The following is a 16,910-nucleotide window of genomic DNA, read 5'->3' as shown; positions in this document are numbered from 1 at the left end:
AATGACTATTCAACCAACCTTCTGGAGTCCGGTAGTTTCCGGCCTCAAACCTTACATGCCCGGCGAGCAGCCGAAAATTGACAAGCTGATCAAGCTCAACACCAACGAAAACCCCTATCCGGCATCCCCGCGTGTGGTGAAGGCCATCACGGCCGCAGCGCAGCAGGGGCTGCAGCTTTACCCGGACCCCGAATCTACCGCTCTGCGCGAGGTCATTGCCCGCCATCACGGCATTGCGGCCGATCAGGTGTTTGTGGGCAATGGCTCTGATGAAGTGCTGGCCCATGCCTTTTTTGCATTTTTCCAGCAAGGCAAACCGCTGCTGATGCCCGACATCAGCTACAGCTTTTACCAGGTGTATTGCGGCCTGTACGGCATCACTGCGGAGCTAATATCCCTCGGCTGCGACATGGCCATACAGGTGGATGATTACCGCCGCCCGCACGCTGTGGGCGGTGTGGTGATTGCCAACCCGAATGCGCCCACGGGACGACTGCTGCCGCTGCGCGAGGTGGAGCGACTGCTGCAAAGCCAGCCGCAGCAGGTGGTGCTGGTGGACGAGGCCTATATCGACTTCGGCGGAGAGACCGCCATCGGACTGATTGACCGCTACCCGAATCTGCTGGTTGTGCAGACGCTGTCCAAGTCGCGCTCGCTCGCGGGCCTGCGTGTGGGCTTTGCGGCCGGCTCGCGTCACCTGATCGAGGCGCTGGAGCGCGTAAAAAATAGCTTCAATTCCTACCCGCTTGACCGTCTGGCCCTGGCCGGTGCCATCGCGGCCTACGAGGATGTGGATTACTTCGAGCAGACGCGCCAGGCTGTGATGCAGAGCCGCAACGCGCTGACGCGCGAACTCATGCAGCTGGGCTTTGAGGTGCTGCCTTCGGCCACCAACTTTGTCTTTGCGCAACACCCTGGGCACGAAGCCGCTTCGCTGGCAGCGCGCCTGCGCGAACGAGGCATTCTGGTGCGGCATTTCCGTCTGCCGCGCATCGAGCAGTACCTGCGCATCAGCATTGGCACGCCTGCACAATGCGAGGCGTTGCTGCAAGCCCTGCGGCAACTCTTCGTGGCCTGAGCTTCAGTACCGCGTTTGCGACAACTCGGCAAACAGCTCGCTATACAAACGATAGCGGCTTGCGCTTATGGTGCTTGGTCTAGCGGTCGATTTGACCTCTAAAATCACACCGCAACCAGGCTCATGCAAGTGCGTGCAGTTGTAGAACTTGCAGTCTTGTGCGTGGGCCTTGAAGTCGGGCATGTAGTTGGCTAGCTGCATCGGCTCAATGTGGTGCAGGCCAAACTCCTGAAAGCCCGGTGAGTCGATCAGTGCGGTGGTCCTGGCGCCATCGCTGTTCGCATCCACCCAATACAGCGTGGTGCTGGTGGTGGTGTGTTTGCCCGAGTTCAGGGCCTGGGAGATTTCCGCCGTCAGCACTCGCGCATCGGGCACCAGCAGATTGGTCAGGCTGCTTTTGCCGGCGCCGGAAGGGCCCAGCACCAGCGTCTTTTTGCCGCGTAGCAGCGCCATCAGTTCCAGTAGTTGGGCGGGCTGCGTGTCGTCCGGACCGGCTGCGGCGGCCGCGTCAATTTTGGGCTTGATGGCGAGCGGCAGCATTTGGTAGCCCATCGCCCGGTAAGGCGCAAGCTTGGTCCAAGCCCGCCCGAAGGGCTCGGCCAAGTCGCTTTTGTTCAGCGCAATGACGGGGGTAATGTGCTCTGCTTCGGCGGCAATCAGGGCCCGCGTCAGCTGGCTTTCCGAGAATTCGGGTTCTGCCGCGATCAGGATCAGCACCTGGTCCAGGTTGGCGGCAAAAGACTTGGTGCGCATCTCGTCCTGGCGATAAAACAGATTGCTGCGCTCTTCTATTTTTTCCAGCGTACCTTCATCCTGCGTCGGCAGCCAGCGTACCTGGTCGCCGACGACTGCCTGGTTTTTCTTGCCACGCGGGTGGCAGATCACGCGTTGGCCCGAGGGCGTTTCAACCAGCACATGGCGGCCAAAACTGGCCACTACCAAGCCGGCTTGCGTGCCAGGAAGCGGCGGGGCGCTGCCGCGCCCCTGCTTGGGCTGATGGGCCGGCTTGCTCAAGCCAGCAATGCGTCAACCTTGGACGCGCAGAAAAAGTCACTGACCGAAATGCCCTTCACGTCGTGCGTGTTGAAGCGAACCGTACAACGGCTGTAACTTACCGCCAGATCCGGGTGATGGTCTTGGGCGTTGGCAATAAAGGCCAGCGCATTGACGAAAGCAATGGTCTCGTAATAATTCTTGAAGCTGAAGGTTTTTTCCAGCGCGTCGTCTATCAGGCGCCAGCCCAGAGGCTGTTCGCCATTGAGCTGGCTCAACTGCGAGACGATTTCAGTTGCGCTGAGCGCCCGACGATTTTGATGAATCGGATTTTTCATGCCGCGCCGCTTTCAGCAGAAGTGCGCAAGCTGGAGCCGCCCATGCGCTGCAGCCGTTCGGAGGCGGGAGGGTGCGAGTAATAAAACTTCACGAACAGCGGGTCTGGCGTGAGGGTGCTGGCATTGTCCTTGTAAAGCTTGAGCAGGGCGCTCCGCAAATCCCTGCCGTCGGTTTGCGACACGGCGTAGGCGTCGGCTTCAAACTCGTGCTTACGCGAGAACTGCGCAAGCACCGGCGAGATAAAAAAGCTGAACAGTGGCACCACCATTAAAAACAGCAGCAGGGCCAGCGCATCGTTGGCACCACCAATATTGGGCCTGACGCCCAACCCGGTATAAAACCAGATCTGCGATGACAGCCAGCCCAGTAGCGCAAAGCCGGCCAAGCTCATGGCAAACATCGAGACGATGCGTTTGAGGATGTGTTTGTGCTTGAAGTGGCCGAGCTCGTGCGCCAGCACGGCGTCCACTTCGGCGGGGCTCAGTTGCTTGAGCAGGGTGTCGTAGAACACCACGCGCTTGGCCGCGCCAAACCCTGTGAAGTAGGCGTTGGCGTGCGCCGAGCGCTTGCTGCCGTCCATCACAAACAGGCCCTTGGCGGCAAAACCGCAGCGTTGCATTAGCGCCGTCACCCGGGCTTTCAGCGTTTCGTCTTCCAATGGCTTGAATTTGTTAAACAGCGGCGCAATCACTGTGGGAAAGAGCACCAGCACCAGCAGGTTAAAGCCCATCCATACCGCCCACGCCCAGAGCCACCACAACTTGCCTGCACTGCCCATCAACCAGAGGATCAGGGCGACGATGGGCAGGCCGACCACCAGGCCGACCAGAGCGGACTTCACCAGGTCGGTTAGCCAAAGCCGGAAGGTCATTTTGTTGAAGCCAAAGCGCTCTTCGATCCTGAAGGTGCTGTACAACACAAACGGCAGGTCCAGCGCACCGTTGATGAGGCCGAAAGCCGCCAGCAAAGCCAGCTGGGGCACCAGCGTGCCGAAGCCAGCCAGGCCCGAATGAAGCAGCGCCTGGTTCAGCGCGTCAATGCCGCCCAGCAAGGTCCAGCCCAGTAGCACGGCGGCGCCAAAGGCCAGCTCCAGCAGGCCAAAGCGCGCCTTGGCGATGGTGTAGTCGGCCGCCTTCTGGTGCGCCTCCAGGGAGATGGAGGCGGCAAACGCGGTGGGGACCTGCTCGCGATGCTGCGCCACATGGCGTATTTGCCGCGAAGCCAGGTAAAACTTCGTGAGCAAACCCAGCACCAGAAAAGCTGAAAACAGCGCGGTAAAGGCAAGTGAATAGTCGGTCATGAGGGCAAGTTTAGGCGATCAGCGAGAATCGCACGATGCCTGAAATTGAATCCACTCTGAAAAAATCGGAACAAAACTTGGTCTGGCTGGACTGCGAAATGACCGGGCTGGACCCCGAAAAAGAGCGGCTGATCGAAATTGCCGTGGTCGTTACAGGCCCGCAACTGACGCCGCGCATCGAGGGCCCGGTGCTGGCTATCCACCAGTCCGACGAGCTGCTCGGGCTGATGGACAAATGGAACAAGGGCACGCATGGCCGGAGCGGGCTGATCGACAAGGTCAGGGCTAGCAGCGTGACCGAGGAAGACGCCCAGGCGCAGGTAATGGCGTTTCTGGCGCAGTATGTGCCCAAGGGTACGTCGCCACTGTGCGGCAACTCCATCAGCCAGGACAGGCGCTTTCTGGTCAAGTACATGCCCAAGCTGGAAGCCTTTTTGCATTACCGCAACGTGGATGTGAGCACCTTCAAGGAACTCGCCAAACGCTGGCGGCCCGAGGTTTACAGCGCTTTCAAGAAGCGACAGATGCACACGGCGCTGGCTGACGTGCACGAATCGATTGACGAGCTGGAACACTACCGGGAACATTTTTTGAAGTGATTTTAGGATGTTTTTAGCCTCTAGCCCCTACGCTACGGGCGCGAGTAGCTATTAAAATAATAGCAAGGCCGCACCCGGTGCGGCATGCCAAACCCCCGCACCCCCTTGGTCTAGCGGTGAAGACCCTGCTCGCGATGCCAAGTCTCAGGCCAGGGAAGGCGCGCGCACCCGCTGACGTGCCACCAGGGTCTGCTGGCAGGGCTTTGCGGCTGAACCCGGAGTTACTTGCAGGCGTTCCCAGCAACGCCTGCAGTTGTTTTTTGGAGTTGATCTGGAAAAGGCTGAACGATTTATTTTTCGAAACGGCGGCCTTTCGAAGGGTATGAAACAGGCATGCCCCGAAACTTTTCATTTTCAAAGTGAACTTTTGCCTTAGATGCGGGTTAGTTTGCTCCGCAAACAATAAAACCATCCTATCGTCAGAGGGTTCTGCGCCTGAAAGCCAGACCGGCCGTCTCCCATCGCCGTGACCCGGAGCCCGGAGAAAGCTTGATCTAGCTCAAAGTGCCAATGGCCGGTATTTGCATACTCGCGATGTCTCAACCAGAGGCGGCTCCCGCAGGGGACCGGGCAATCTTCCGCCCCTTGCACCTTCAACGAAAGCAGGCAATAAATGAACAGATCTGAAAACTCATTCAATCCCATGATGGGGTTGATGGCATTACTCGTGGCGGGACTGGTTGGAGGTTGCGGCGGTGGAGGAGATGGGGCGCGTGCCTCCGCAGGCGCAAGCTTGTCAGCAGATGCTGCCGTTGTCGCCAGCGCTCCAACGGTGACCCAAACGAGCCCGAGTAACCGCGCCACAAATGTTTCGACCAGCACCAATATCGGCGGCAACTTGACCGGCACGGTAGTCACCGCCACCTTCAGCCGGTCGATGGATCCGGCAACGATCGCCTCATCCCTGCCAGGCACGCTGACAACGTTCTCGCTCAAGGAGTCCACCGGCAACAACGTCCCCGGCACCGTCGCCCTGAATGCCGAAAACACGGCAGCGGCGTTTACGCCCAGCGCGTCTGCTCTGAAGCCGAACACCAGCTATACCGCCACCATGACCACGGCGGCCAAGAGCGCTGGCGGCACTGCCTTGGGCAGTCCCGTGGTCTGGAGCTTTACCACCAGTGCCATCGCGTTTACCGCGCATGCGCCGGTCAACCTGGGCACCGCCGGAACTTTCGCGATTCTGAGCAAAACCGGGATTACCGACGTGTACGCCTCCGCCATTACCGGGAATGTGGGAACCAGCCCGATCACCGGTGCTGCGCTTCTTCTCACGTGCGGGGAAGTGACGGGAAAAATTTACGTCGTCGATGCGGCCGGTCCGCTGCCTTGCGCGGTGAATGACGCGACCACTCTGACTGCTGCGGTGGGCGACATGGAAACCGCTTACGGCAACGCAGAGGGACGCGTATTGCCTGATTTTACTGAACTGGGCGCCGGCGAAATTGGTGGCCTGACTTTGGTCCCCGGCCTGTACAAATGGGGCACCGATGTCTTGATCAGCACCGACGTCACGCTTTCGGGTGGACCGAACGACGTCTTTATCTTCCAGGTGGCGGGCCAGCTGAAGCAGGCCAACGCTGCGCGGGTGACCCTGGCCGGTGGCGCACTGGCCAAGAACATCTTCTGGCAGGTCGCTGACAATGTGTCCATTGGAACGACCGCCCACTTTGAGGGCGTCGTGCTGGGTAAAACGCTGGTTGCCGTGAATACCGGCGCATCGGCGAACAGCAGACTGTTTGCACAAACGGCGGTGACTCTTCAGATGAACGCGGTCACGCAGCCCGCTCCTTAAGGACGCAAGGCGCACCCAGGGCCGGACTAAGTAGACGGCCAACCCATGGCTCCATTTTTCTTGCTCCGGCCTTTGCTATTTCCCCTGAAGCGCTGCCTCACCAGGTAAGCACCTTCAAGGGCTGGCAAAACGCTGGCGGCCGGCGGTTTACAGCGCTTTCAAGAAGCGCCAGATGCACACGCGCTCGGCGACCTGCACGAATCGATTGACGAACTGGAAGGCCACCGGGACCATTTTTTGGAGTGATTTTTTGGTGTTTTGATGCCTTGGGCCATACAGAATATGTGTTTAGTGCTATGAAAAAAATAGCAATAAACGCCAGGTCCATGACGTCCTGAGACATTGCATAACCTTCCCTATCCATCGGGATTGGTAAAAATCCGAAAGACGTGCCATAATCGAAGACTTGCAGTTGCACTGGGTGCCCTGCATTTGTACATCTACCTCACACTTTGGACTCTCTAGATTGAGTCACCGCTTCAGGCTGAGTTTGCAGCTGAACCGAATATTCGTTTGATGGTTGATGTTTTATTAACCATGAACGAAGCCTCCTGCATCGCGGGAGGTGGAGTTTCCTGCTCTTCGCCAAAAGCGTCGCACGCAGGGGATTATGAGAAAAAAACATGACTGACTCTTTTGAGGCTCGTGGCGACTCCTCGCCCGAATCTATTACTGATTCCATTTCCGACATCGAAATCAACGTGATTCCGGACTTTTCTTCCGACGAGCCGCTTGCTGTGGCCACCTCGCTGGAAGCCGTTGTTGCCGAGCCTAACGGCTTTGTGAAGCTGGGCCTGGCCAAGGAACTGCTGCAAGCCGTGGCCGATATGGGTTTCACCCAGCCGACCACCGTGCAGTTGGCCACCATTCCCAAGGCCATGCAGGCCCTTGATGCTGATCCAAAAGCGCCAAAATTCACCGATCTGCTGGTTTCCAGCCAGACCGGTAGCGGAAAAACCGCCGCTTTCCTGCTGCCCGTGCTGCACACCCTGCTGAAACAGCAGGAAGACGCCGAGCGCCATGAACGCGCGGAATTCGAACGCTTGAGCGCCGAAGCCATCGCGCGCGGTGAAGCGCCGATGAAAAAGCCCAAGCGCAAAGACCCGACCAACATGCGCAACTTCAAGGCCGCGACGCCCGGGGCGCTGATTTTGTGCCCGACCCGCGAACTGGCCCAGCAGGTTTGCGCTGACGCGATCGATCTGGTTCGCCATTGCCGCGGCCTGCGCATTGCCAACGTGGTTGGTGGTATTCCTTACCAGCTGCAAATTGCAAAGTTGCAAAACGCCGACCTCGTCGTGGCGACGCCCGGCCGCCTGCTGGACCTGCAGCGCAGCATGCAGATCAAGCTCGACCAGGTGCAATTCCTGGTGGTTGACGAAGCCGACCGCATGCTGGACCTCGGCTTTGCCGACGACCTGACCGAAGTCAACCAGCTCACGATCGAGCGCAAGCAGACCATGATGTTCAGCGCGACCTTTGCGCCGCGCATCATGCAGCTGGCTACCCGCGTCATGCGTCAGCCGCAGCGTGTCGAGATCGACTCTCCGCACGAAAAGCATGCGTCCATCACGCAGTCGCTGCTGTGGGCCGACAACATGACGCACAAGCGCAAGCTGCTCGACCATTGGCTGCGCGACACCAGCATCAACCAGGCGATTGTGTTTGCCTGCACGCAGGTCGAATGTGACGGCTTGGCCAATGATCTTGTGCAGGAAGGCTTTAGTGCTGTTGCCTTGCACGGCGCTTTAGGCCAGGGCCTGCGCAACCGCCGTCTGATGGCTTTCCGTGACGGCCGCGTGCAGATTCTGGTGGCTACCGACGTGGCCGCCCGTGGTCTGGACGTTCCGACCATCACCCACGTCATCAACTATGGCCTGCCGATGAAAGCCGAAGACTATGTGCACCGTATTGGCCGCACCGGTCGTGCCGGCCGCGAAGGCCAGGCGATCACGATTGCCGAGTTCCGCGACCGTCGCAAAATTCAGGACATCGAGCATTACACGCAGCAAAACCTCAAGCCCAGCGTGATTGCCGGTCTGGAGCCGCAGCAGCGTTTTGCGCCCACCTCCGAGCGCCCACGCGGCAACTTCGGTGGCGGACGTGATGACCGTGGCGGTGGCCGTAGTTTCGGCGGCGGTGGTGGCGGCTTTGCTGGTCGCAAGCCAGCCGGTGGCGGCTATGCTGGTAATTCGGGTGGTGGCTTTGGTGGTAACCGGGATTCCGGTGGCGGCTTCGGCGGCAACCGTGATGACCGCGGCGGAGCCTTCCAGGGTCGGCCATCTGCGCCTCAGGGCAATGCCTATGCCGATCGTTCGGGCTTCAATGACCGCAATGCCCGTCGCCCGGATGACCGTGGTTTTGGCAACAGCAACGCCGGTTTTGCACCTCGTGAAGAGCGCAATTTTGGCGCCCGCAACGATGGCTTTGCTCCGCGTCCTGATTTCGGGAACAGCAAACCAGCGTTTGCCCGCCCCGCCGGTAAAGTGTTTGTACCGCGCGATGCAGCCAAGAAGCCGGGCAAGTTTTCCAAGCCTGCACGTGACTGATCTTTAGTGATCTGATCCGCCCTGGCGCCAAAAGGCCGCTAGCCCCCGAAAGGTGGCTAGCGGCCTTTGTCATGGGCACTACCACTAACCGCTGGCGTATTCGACACCCTGGCTTACTCGAGCTTGATGCCGGTGTCCTTGACCACTTTGCCCCAGCGCGCCAGTTCCTGCACCAGGTACGACGACATGGCCTCGGGGCTGGATGGTGCAACTTCGACACCTGCGTCAAAGAGGGCCTTTTGGGTGTCGGGTGAATTCATCAACTTGCCAATCTCCAGGTTCAACTTGTTCACGATGTCAGGTGGTGTGCCGGCCGGCGCCAGCAGGGCCAGCCATACCGAAGCTTCATAGCCGGGCACGCCGGCTTCCTGCAGGGTGGGAACGTCAGGCAGCTGTGAAATGCGTTTGGCAGTCGTCACGGCCAGCGCCTTCAGGCGGCCCTGCGGTACCTGCGCCAGCGCATTGGGCACCCCCGCAAAGCTGCTTTCAACCACGCCCGCCACCAGGTCGGTGGCCGCAGCGCCGCTGCCTTTGTAAGGTACATGCTGCAGCTTTGCGCCAGTCATGGAAACAAAAAGCCCGCCCATCAGGTGCTGCGCGCTGCCGTTGCCCGATGACGCATAGTGAATGGTGTCGGGCGCGGCCTTGGCCAGCGCGATAAATTCCTGCACATTGCGTGCCGGAATCTTGGGATTGACCAGCAGCACGTAGGCCGAATCGACCAGTTTGGAGACCGCCGTGAAATTCTTGATGGGGTCGTAAGGCATGCTTTTGTAGATCCACGGGCTGATCACATGCGTGGTCGAAACCATCACCAGCGTGTAGCCGTCGGGCGCTGACTTGGCGACGAAATCAGTGCCGATGATGGAGCCCGCCCCGGCCTTGTTTTCGACCACGAACTGCTGACCCATGGCCGCCGAAAGACGCAGCCCCAGAATGCGCGCCACCACGTCGGTGAAACCGCCGGGCGCAAACGGAACAATCAGCCGGACCGGTTTGTTCGGGTAAGTCTGGGCGGCGCTCTGGGCCAATCCGGCTGACAGGGACGAGGCAAGCAGCGCGCCCAGCAACATTGACCTGACGATGCTTTTCATGGTGTTACCCCTTATAGGCCGGCTCTGGCATGGTGAAGAAGCTGTGCAGGATCTGGTAGACCATCATGTAATTTTTTTGCTGGAAGCTGGCGTGTGATACACCTGCCATCACGCTGAACTGCTTGTTCATGTTGGGCAGCCGCTTGAAGAAAGCTATCAGGTCGTCGAGTGCCGCAATGCCGTCATGCTCACCGCGCAACACGATGGTTGGCACGCTGATTTTTGTCGGGTCCAGCAGCGGCAGCTTCGAGCACATGTCGACATAAGTGCCCGTGGGCATAGAGTCATCGAGTGTCAGGATGGCGTCGGCAAAGGCGTTGACGGTGTTCTCGTCAGCCGTACCGGGATGGTCGCGCTGAAAAATGCTGTGGACGAAAGCGCGGTCGATAGCGCGGCGGTTTTTGGCCAGAAACTCCGGCAGCTTTTTCTTGCGCTGCTCCAGCGTGGGGCTGCCTTCGCCGGTCCAGACAAAGGCATCGAGTGCCAACTTGGCCACGCGCTCGGGGTGCCGTTCGGTGAACAGCGCGGCTTTCAGCGCGCCCGACGAAATGCCATACACCAGCAGCGACGGGGCGCCGGTTTTTTCCAGGATGTAGGCGCTGCCGGCGGCCAGGTCATCGGCACCGTTGCTGATGTCGAAGTTGATGTCACGCTGCTTGTCCGAGCGCCCATAGCCTTCGTTGTCCATGGTCCAGGTGTCAAAGCCTTGGCTTGCAAACCAGTCCATCGCCGACGACCAGGGGCGGCCGGGCACGTGCAGGTCAAACGTTGGCTGCGAAGCCATGGACGAGCCATGCACAAAAAATAGGGTGCCCGCATGCGGCACCTTGCCAGAGGCCTTCTTCTCCCAGAGAAAAAGCCGGATATCGCCTTTGCTGGTCCAGTGCTCCACACCGCCCGTCCATTTCACGTCACTCATGCAGTCTCCTTTTTGTGGCGCCTTAAAAGACGCCTTTGTTCAATCTTTGTTCAATGTTGGCCGGGGCTCAAACAAAACGGTTTTCGATCACGCCCAGGCCGTCGATCTCGATGCGCACGACGTCGCCCGCCTTCAGGTAGCGCGGCGGCTTCATGCCCATGCCCACGCCGGCCGGCGTGCCGGTGGCAATCACGTCACCAGGGTAGAGCGTGATGCCGCGCGAGCAGGTTTCGATCAGCGTTGGGATGTCAAAAATCAGGTCGGAGGTTTGCGCGTCCTGGCGCAGCTCGCCATTGACCCAGCCCCGCACGCGCGTATTTGTTCCGTCCAACTCGTCGGCGGTCACAATCCACGGCCCCATCGGGCAAAAGGTGTCGAAGGACTTGCCCAGGTCCCATTGCTGGTGCCGCATCTGCACGTCGCGCGCGGTCACGTCATTGATGATGGTATAGCCAAACACATGCTTGAGCGCATCCGCGCGTGCAATGTTGCGGCCACCGGTGCCAATCACGATGGCCAGCTCGGACTCATAGTCGATCTGCTCGGAGACGCCGGTCGGCAGCACCACGTCGTCGGTCGGCCCGACCACGCATTCGGGGACCTTGGTGAAGATGATGGGCCAGGCTTCGGGGTTGGTGGTGTTGTCCTTGAAAACCGACGCCGACAACTCTTTGGCGTGGGCGTGGTAATTGCGGCCCACGCAAAATAGATTGCGCCGCGGCAGCGGTAGCGGTGCCTCCAGCTTGACGTCGCGCATCAGAACCGGCGGGCCGAGGCGCCCGGCCAGCTGGCCAAGGTCGGCGCCCAGTTCGATCACCGCCTGCACGCCGGTGCGCGCCTGGCCCGGATCCAGATTTAAGGGCGAGACCGTCAGGCCGTCTTCGGCAACAACGCCCACCTGTCGTTGTCCGTTCAATTGAAAAGTCGCAATACGCAAAATAAGCTCCCTGGCCGTTAAAAAATAGTTGTCATGGGGCTTGCTCGCCCACATCCTGAGTCAAAACGAGGTGGCTGTCAGGCGGCCTTTTTCATGGCTGGTGCGAACAGCGTTTCCATCTCGTGGCGCACCTGGTAGGCCGGGGTCGAGGTGTCCATCGCCACATCGGCCCAGCTCAGGCTCTGGCCTTTCTTGACGGCACGCACCACCTTGACCTGATGCGCCAAGCCCAGCGGCAGGCCGCCCATCTTCAGCGAGGTGTCGGCCGGCAGCAGCTTGCCCCAGACCGTGTAACCTCCTTCGCCGTCCAGCATGTCGCCCGGGTTGAGGTCGCGTTTGGCGGTGGCCACCACGTCGGCGTTCCAGCAGGTCGCCACGCCGGTCGCTTCGCCGCGCAGCGCCACACTGGCGACCGAGACGCCAACCTCCAGCCCGATCAGGTGCCAGCGCTTGTATAGCGTGAAGTAGCGTCCGCTCGGGTCGGTGTGGGCGTTGTACTCTTCAAAGCAGTTCTTGATGTAGTCGGTCTCGGCTTCGACCGTGACCCAGACTCCCATGCGGATGTCGTAGGGGATCTTGCGTCCGTTGGTTTCCAGCGAAGAGATCACCTCGACCATGCCTTTGCGCTCCAGCACGCCGCCCTCGCTAATGGGCCGCGTCACAAACGGAATGTCTTCCACGCTGGCGGGCGGGTAGAGCAGGCCATTGCTGGGCACTGTCAAGCCGGTGGCGTTGGCCACGGCGGTCGATTCGATGGAGGGCTTGGAGCCATCGAGAAAGCTGTTGAACATTTTTGGATTCAGCCCGCCGCGCGCCGCCTGCTCTGGCGTCAAACCATAGTTGCCCCAGACCGTCTCGGGCGTGGATTCGCAAAAATGCGGAAGCCATTTGTGGCCCCGGCCCGCCGCCACCACGGGGAACCCACAGGTGCGCGCCCAGTCCACCAGGTCACAAATCAGCGCCGGCTGGTCGCCGAAGGCCAGTGAATACACCACGCCTGCCTCGGCCGCCTTACGCGCCAGCAGCGGGCCGCAAAAAGCGTCGGCCTCCACCGTGACGTTGACCACATGCTTGCCATGTGCAAAGGCTTGCAGGCAGTGCTCGACCGCCGCGATCGGGTTGCCGGTGCATTCCACAATGATGTCGATTTGCGGATGCGTGACCACCGCCCGCCAGTCATCGGTGATCCAGGTTGCTCCTGTTTTGATAGCTGCTTGCGCAGATTCTGCCTGGGCTAGAGCCGGATTCCATCCTACACGGGCAAGGTTGGTGCGGGCCGCCTCGGGCGATAGGTCGGCAATCGCCACCAGCTGCACGCCGGGGGTTTTGGGAATCTGCGCCAGGTACATGGAACCGAATTTGCCTGCACCTATCAAGCCGATGCGGATGGGTTGGTTGCGCGCTGCGCGCTGCTGGAGTTGGGTATAAAGGCTCATGGTGGACTCACGCGGCCTTGCGTTTCGGGGCGATCTCTTCCATCGAGGTTTGCAGCGCCGTCGCCGGCACGCCGTCTTTCCACGGCAGCGCCACCGCGTAGTCCTGCAGCAGACAGTCGTCGGGCAGGCATTCAATCGGCGTGAAGTCGCGGTGCGCTATGTACTCGGGGCGCTTGTGGCGGCGAATGTGGTTGCTGACCGCGCACAGGCTGAGGTAGACGCTGACACGGTTGAAGGGCGACAGGTTGCTGCCTGAGGCATGCACCAGGCAGGAGTGGAACAAAATCATCGAGCCGGCCGGGCCCTTGGGGCTGACGATGCCGCCCGGGATCGGACGACCGGCGGCGTCAAAGCCGCCTTTACCGCCAGCGCGCTGCACCAGCTGGCGGATCAAATCGTTGTCCACCGTCCATAGCGGGTAGCTGGTGGTGGTCAGGTCGTGCCTGGCATCGACCACGCCTTTCTTATGGCTGCCCGGAATGAACATCAGCGGGCCGTTGTGCTCGGTCACGTCGTCCAGAAAGATCGCCACATTCATCGCGCGTTCGGTCGGCATCAGGTCGTCGTTGAGCCAGGTGCCGTAGTCCTGGTGCCACTGCCAGACATCGCCTTCAAAGGCCATCTTGCCGTTGATCTTGAACTGGTGCATATACAGCGCTTCACCCAGCAGCTCCTGCACCGGTTCGATCATGCGCGGATGCCGTGCCAGTTTGGCAAAAGGCTCGCTGTACAGGTGTGCGGCGAAGTTGGTGCGCACGGCGTCTTTGCCTTTTTCGCGCACGTTGTAGCCCTCGCGCCGAGTGTAGAGATCAGGCACCGCCTGGTTCAGCGTCTGCGTTTCCTCTGGCGTGAACAGGCCGGGAAAAAACAGGTAGCCGTCGCGGTCAAATTGGACGAGTTGGTCGGGGGTCAGTTTCATCGTGGGTCTCCTGGGGTTGTGGCGGTCAGGCGAGTGCATGCCGTGCAGTTGGCGAGCCCGGTGGTTGCAATCGGTTCAGTGCGCCTGCTGACGAATCAGGGTTTCGGCCGTGCCCTCATTGCCGGCGCCTAGCGCTCTGGCAATGCTTTCGTGCTTATCAACCAGGTCCGGTGTGGATTTAATTTTGATGAGATCGGACAGCATGCGGGTGACTCTGTAGACAGAATACCCAGACAGGCTTGCTTTGTACTGCAGGTTTACCCGGATTTTTGGCGCATTGCGCTGGCTGTGCCAATATTCGCTCGTTTCACGATTCCATCAAACAGGAGCATTCATGACCCGACCCGATCCCGAGTGGCTGGACCGCATGTACAACAACCGCGCGCTGGTACCCGAGCACGCCGTCCATTTCAGCCGCTGGGCTGAAGATTCGGCGCAGGCTAGAGGCGCGCAACCCTGCACGCTGGACCTGGCTTATGGCGAAAGCCGCGGCCAAAACGACGGCGAAACCCTAGATATCTTCCCCGCTACGGCCCGGGCAAGCCAAACGCGCCAGCGCGGGGCGCCAGTGCTGGTATTCATTCACGGCGGTTACTGGCGTTCGCTGGACAAGGCCGACCACTCCTTTGTGGCGCCCGCCTTCACTGCGGCCGGGGCCTGCGTGGTGATACCCAATTACGACCTGTGCCCGGCCGTGACGATTCCTGACATTGTTCTGCAAATGGTCAGGGCGCTGGCCTGGACTTACCGCAACGTGGCGCGCTTTGGCGGCGACCCGAAGCGCATCAGCGTGGTTGGGCATTCCGCCGGCGGGCATCTGGCCGCGATGTTGCTGGCTTGCGTGTGGCCGGCGCATGGCGAAGATTTGCCGGCCGATCTGGTGAAGAACGCGCTGTCGATTTCAGGCCTGTACGAGCTCGAATCGGTCATGCAGACACCGTTCCTGAAGGAGTCGCTGCGCCTGACGCCGGCGCAGGTGGCGCAGGCCAGCCCGGCCTGGTTGCCGGCGCCGAAACGCGGCGTGCTTTACAGCGTGGCCGGGGCCGACGAAAGCGAGGAGTTTTTGCGGCATAACGCCCTGATCGAGCAGGCCTGGGGCCAAAAAACGGTGCCGGTGCGTGAAGCGCTGCTGGGCAAAAACCACTTCAGCGTGCTGGAAGCCCTGGTAGAGCCGGACCACCGCCTGCACGGGCTGGCGCTGCAACTGTTGCGGGCCACGGCTTAGTAATGCAGCGCTAGATATCGACGTCGTATTCCAGCGCTACGCTTGAAGCCGGCTGACCACCGCGGATCGCCCAGTTCTCGCGCGGCGCCTCGCGCAGCAGCACCTTGATGTGGTCGGCGGGAATGCCGCAGCGCCCGAGGTTTTGCAGCATGGCCTGGTATAGCGCGCGTTTGGTCTTAAGGGAACGGCCGATGAAACAGTCAATGCTGACCAGCGTGTAGCGGTCGCTCTTGTCGGGCGGCCCGACAAAGCGGTGGGCCTGGTGAACAATCAGGCGTATGACGGTGGTGAAGGGCGGGACCTTGAACGCTGTGGTCAGCGCGTCCTGCACGGCGGCTATGAGGGCGCTTTCCTCATTAGGCGTGTATTGCCGGCTTGTTTCAATCGCTGCAGTGGGCACGAAACCTCGCTTTCATGGGGGGTGAGGCTGGGGTTACTTCGGAGGAGCAATAGCGGTTGCTATTATTTTAATAGCTGCCTGCGCCCGTGTTTATTGGGCTAGAGGCTTATTTGATGGGTATTTTACGCCGCAGGGCTGGAAGCGCGCCGCCGGCTTGCGCCAGCGGCCAGCCAGACCGGTCCGACAGACCTGCAGCGCAGCGTCGCTTTCAGGGCGCAAGGCCTCACGTCAACAGATCTGCGCCAGCGTTGTCGCCACCCAAAATGACATAGTTCACCTTGCGAATGTCCAGCAGCTTTTTGCCGCCCGAATAGCTGATGGCGCTTTGCAGGTCTTCTTCCATCTCGCGCAGCGTATCTTTCAGACTGCCTTTGACGGGTTCCAGAATGCGTTTGCCTTCGACGTGTTTGTACTCGCCCTTGTTGAAGTCCGAGGCGCTGCCGTAGTACTCCTTGAAGCGCTTGCCCTCAATCGTCACGGTCTTGCCGGGACTTTCTTCCAGGCCAGCCAGCATGGCCCCCACCATCACCATGGTGGCGCCAAAGCGGATGGACTTGGCAATGTCGCCGTGCTCGCGAATGCCGCCGTCGGCAATGATGGGCTTGGTTGCCACGCGCGCGCACCATTTGAGCGCCGAGAGCTGCCAACCGCCGGTGCCAAAGCCGGTTTTCATGCGCGTGATGCAGACCTTGCCCGGGCCAATGCCCACCTTGGTCGCGTCCGCGCCCCAGTTTTCAAGGTCAATCACCGCTTCGGGTGTGCCCACATTGCCGGCAATCACGAAGGAGGCGGGCAGGTGCTGCTTCAGGTAGCCGACCATCTTTTGCACCGTGTCGGCATGGCCGTGCGCCACATCGATGGTGATGTACTCCGGCGCCAGACCCAGCGCAACCAGCTGGTCCACCGTGTCGTAGTCGGGCTTTTTCACGCCCAGCGAAATCGATGCGTACAGGCCTTTGGCGTTCATGGCCTTGACGAAAGCAACGCTGTCCAGGTCAAAGCGGTGCATCACGTAGAAGTAGCCGTTTGCCGCCATCCAGGTGCAGATTTCCTCGTTGACCACCGTTTTCATGTTGGCCGTCACCACCGGCAGGCGAAAGCTGCGCCCGCCCAGCGTCACGCCGGCGTCGCACTCCGAGCGGCTTTGCACCAGGCATTTGCGCGGCAGCAGCAAGATCTTGTCGTAGTCAAAAATTTCCATATGTTTCCCAAGCTTTGAAACTGTTGATGAACAGAGGGCGCTTGGAATGGACCGGTTTTGTTGAAACCGCTTGGCGCCGGAAACAAAAAAACCGGGCGCAATTGCTTGGGCCCGGTGCCTGATTTT

17 protein-coding genes are annotated in these 16,910 nt (G+C 60.3%); 5 read left to right on the top strand and 12 right to left on the bottom strand.

Going from position 1 to position 16,910, the window contains the following annotated elements; genetic code table 11:
- The first annotated feature begins 1 nt into the window (after window position 1).
- Window positions 2-1,078, top strand: coding sequence for a histidinol-phosphate transaminase (gene hisC, locus HHJ18_RS07595; protein WP_296913447.1), 1,077 nt, complete (start codon window positions 2-4; stop codon window positions 1,076-1,078).
- A 3-nt stretch (window positions 1,079-1,081) separates the two neighbouring features.
- On the opposite strand, the gene rsgA is transcribed toward hisC, so the two are convergent.
- The 3 genes from rsgA to HHJ18_RS07580 are packed head-to-tail and all read right to left on the bottom strand — an operon-like array spanning window position 1,082 to window position 3,710.
- A complete protein-coding gene (gene rsgA, locus HHJ18_RS07590; RefSeq protein WP_296913444.1) occupies window positions 1,082-2,092 on the bottom strand; it encodes a ribosome small subunit-dependent GTPase A in 1,011 nt (336 codons plus the stop codon).
- A complete protein-coding gene (locus tag HHJ18_RS07585; RefSeq protein WP_296913442.1) occupies window positions 2,089-2,409 on the bottom strand; it encodes a 4a-hydroxytetrahydrobiopterin dehydratase in 321 nt (106 codons plus the stop codon). The genes rsgA and HHJ18_RS07585 overlap by 4 nt, the downstream gene beginning before the upstream one ends.
- Entirely contained in the window at window positions 2,406-3,710 is a 1,305-nt protein-coding gene (locus tag HHJ18_RS07580) for a M48 family metallopeptidase (RefSeq protein WP_296913439.1), read from the bottom strand. Before HHJ18_RS07580 ends, HHJ18_RS07585 begins: the two co-directional genes overlap by 4 nt.
- 35 nt (window positions 3,711-3,745) lie before the next feature.
- Between HHJ18_RS07580 and orn the strand changes: the two genes are divergently transcribed.
- On the top strand, window positions 3,746-4,309 hold the full coding sequence (orn, locus tag HHJ18_RS07575) for an oligoribonuclease (RefSeq protein ID WP_296913437.1): 564 nt from the start codon (window positions 3,746-3,748) through the stop codon (window positions 4,307-4,309).
- A gap of 613 nt (window positions 4,310-4,922) precedes the next feature.
- Window positions 4,923-6,104 (top strand): ice-binding family protein, encoded by a 1,182-nt coding sequence (locus tag HHJ18_RS07570; protein WP_296913435.1) that lies wholly within the window; start codon window positions 4,923-4,925, stop codon window positions 6,102-6,104.
- Window positions 6,105-6,201: 97 nt separating this feature from the next.
- On the opposite strand, the gene HHJ18_RS20960 is transcribed toward HHJ18_RS07570, so the two are convergent.
- Complete coding sequence (locus HHJ18_RS20960; protein ID WP_366558812.1) at window positions 6,202-6,522, bottom strand: hypothetical protein; 321 nt, start codon at window positions 6,520-6,522, stop codon at window positions 6,202-6,204.
- A gap of 205 nt (window positions 6,523-6,727) precedes the next feature.
- Between HHJ18_RS20960 and HHJ18_RS07560 the strand changes: the two genes are divergently transcribed.
- The gene (locus tag HHJ18_RS07560) at window positions 6,728-8,653 is read left to right on the top strand and encodes a DEAD/DEAH box helicase (RefSeq protein ID WP_296913433.1); all 1,926 of its coding nucleotides are present in this window, start codon (window positions 6,728-6,730) and stop codon (window positions 8,651-8,653) included.
- 113 nt (window positions 8,654-8,766) lie between these two features.
- Here the strand turns inward: HHJ18_RS07560 and HHJ18_RS07555 are convergent, their stop codons facing one another.
- The 6 genes from HHJ18_RS07555 to HHJ18_RS07530 all read right to left on the bottom strand — a co-directional run bounded on the left by HHJ18_RS07555 (window position 8,767) and on the right by HHJ18_RS07530 (window position 14,162).
- Entirely contained in the window at window positions 8,767-9,747 is a 981-nt protein-coding gene (locus tag HHJ18_RS07555) for a tripartite tricarboxylate transporter substrate binding protein (RefSeq protein WP_296913430.1), read from the bottom strand.
- Between the two features lie 4 nt (window positions 9,748-9,751).
- Complete coding sequence (locus HHJ18_RS07550) at window positions 9,752-10,666, bottom strand: alpha/beta fold hydrolase (RefSeq protein WP_296913428.1); 915 nt, start codon at window positions 10,664-10,666, stop codon at window positions 9,752-9,754.
- A 67-nt stretch (window positions 10,667-10,733) separates the two neighbouring features.
- Window positions 10,734-11,603 carry a fumarylacetoacetate hydrolase family protein gene (locus tag HHJ18_RS07545; RefSeq protein ID WP_296913426.1) on the bottom strand — a complete coding sequence of 290 codons (870 nt, stop codon included), beginning with the start codon at window positions 11,601-11,603 and terminating at the stop codon, window positions 10,734-10,736.
- A 77-nt stretch (window positions 11,604-11,680) separates the two neighbouring features.
- Window positions 11,681-13,039, bottom strand: coding sequence for a Gfo/Idh/MocA family oxidoreductase (locus tag HHJ18_RS07540; protein WP_296913424.1), 1,359 nt, complete (start codon window positions 13,037-13,039; stop codon window positions 11,681-11,683).
- 7 nt (window positions 13,040-13,046) lie between these two features.
- On the bottom strand, window positions 13,047-13,958 hold the full coding sequence (locus tag HHJ18_RS07535; RefSeq protein ID WP_296913421.1) for a phytanoyl-CoA dioxygenase family protein: 912 nt from the start codon (window positions 13,956-13,958) through the stop codon (window positions 13,047-13,049).
- A 75-nt stretch (window positions 13,959-14,033) separates the two neighbouring features.
- On the bottom strand, window positions 14,034-14,162 hold the full coding sequence (locus tag HHJ18_RS07530; RefSeq protein WP_296913419.1) for a hypothetical protein: 129 nt from the start codon (window positions 14,160-14,162) through the stop codon (window positions 14,034-14,036).
- A gap of 130 nt (window positions 14,163-14,292) precedes the next feature.
- Between HHJ18_RS07530 and HHJ18_RS07525 the strand changes: the two genes are divergently transcribed.
- A complete protein-coding gene (locus tag HHJ18_RS07525; RefSeq protein WP_296913416.1) occupies window positions 14,293-15,183 on the top strand; it encodes an alpha/beta hydrolase in 891 nt (296 codons plus the stop codon).
- A gap of 10 nt (window positions 15,184-15,193) precedes the next feature.
- Here the strand turns inward: HHJ18_RS07525 and HHJ18_RS07520 are convergent, their stop codons facing one another.
- Complete coding sequence (locus HHJ18_RS07520) at window positions 15,194-15,583, bottom strand: tautomerase family protein (protein ID WP_296913412.1); 390 nt, start codon at window positions 15,581-15,583, stop codon at window positions 15,194-15,196.
- 223 nt (window positions 15,584-15,806) lie between these two features.
- Window positions 15,807-16,784, bottom strand: coding sequence for a GMP reductase (locus HHJ18_RS07515; protein ID WP_296913409.1), 978 nt, complete (start codon window positions 16,782-16,784; stop codon window positions 15,807-15,809).
- Window positions 16,785-16,910: the final 126 nt, after the last annotated feature.

It is taken from the genome of Polaromonas sp. (assembly GCF_012927455.1).
In the GTDB taxonomy this organism is placed as follows: domain Bacteria; phylum Pseudomonadota; class Gammaproteobacteria; order Burkholderiales; family Burkholderiaceae_C; genus Polaromonas.
Note: the sequence above shows the minus strand (reverse complement) of the source record. Positions and strands in the feature narration are given on the sequence as shown.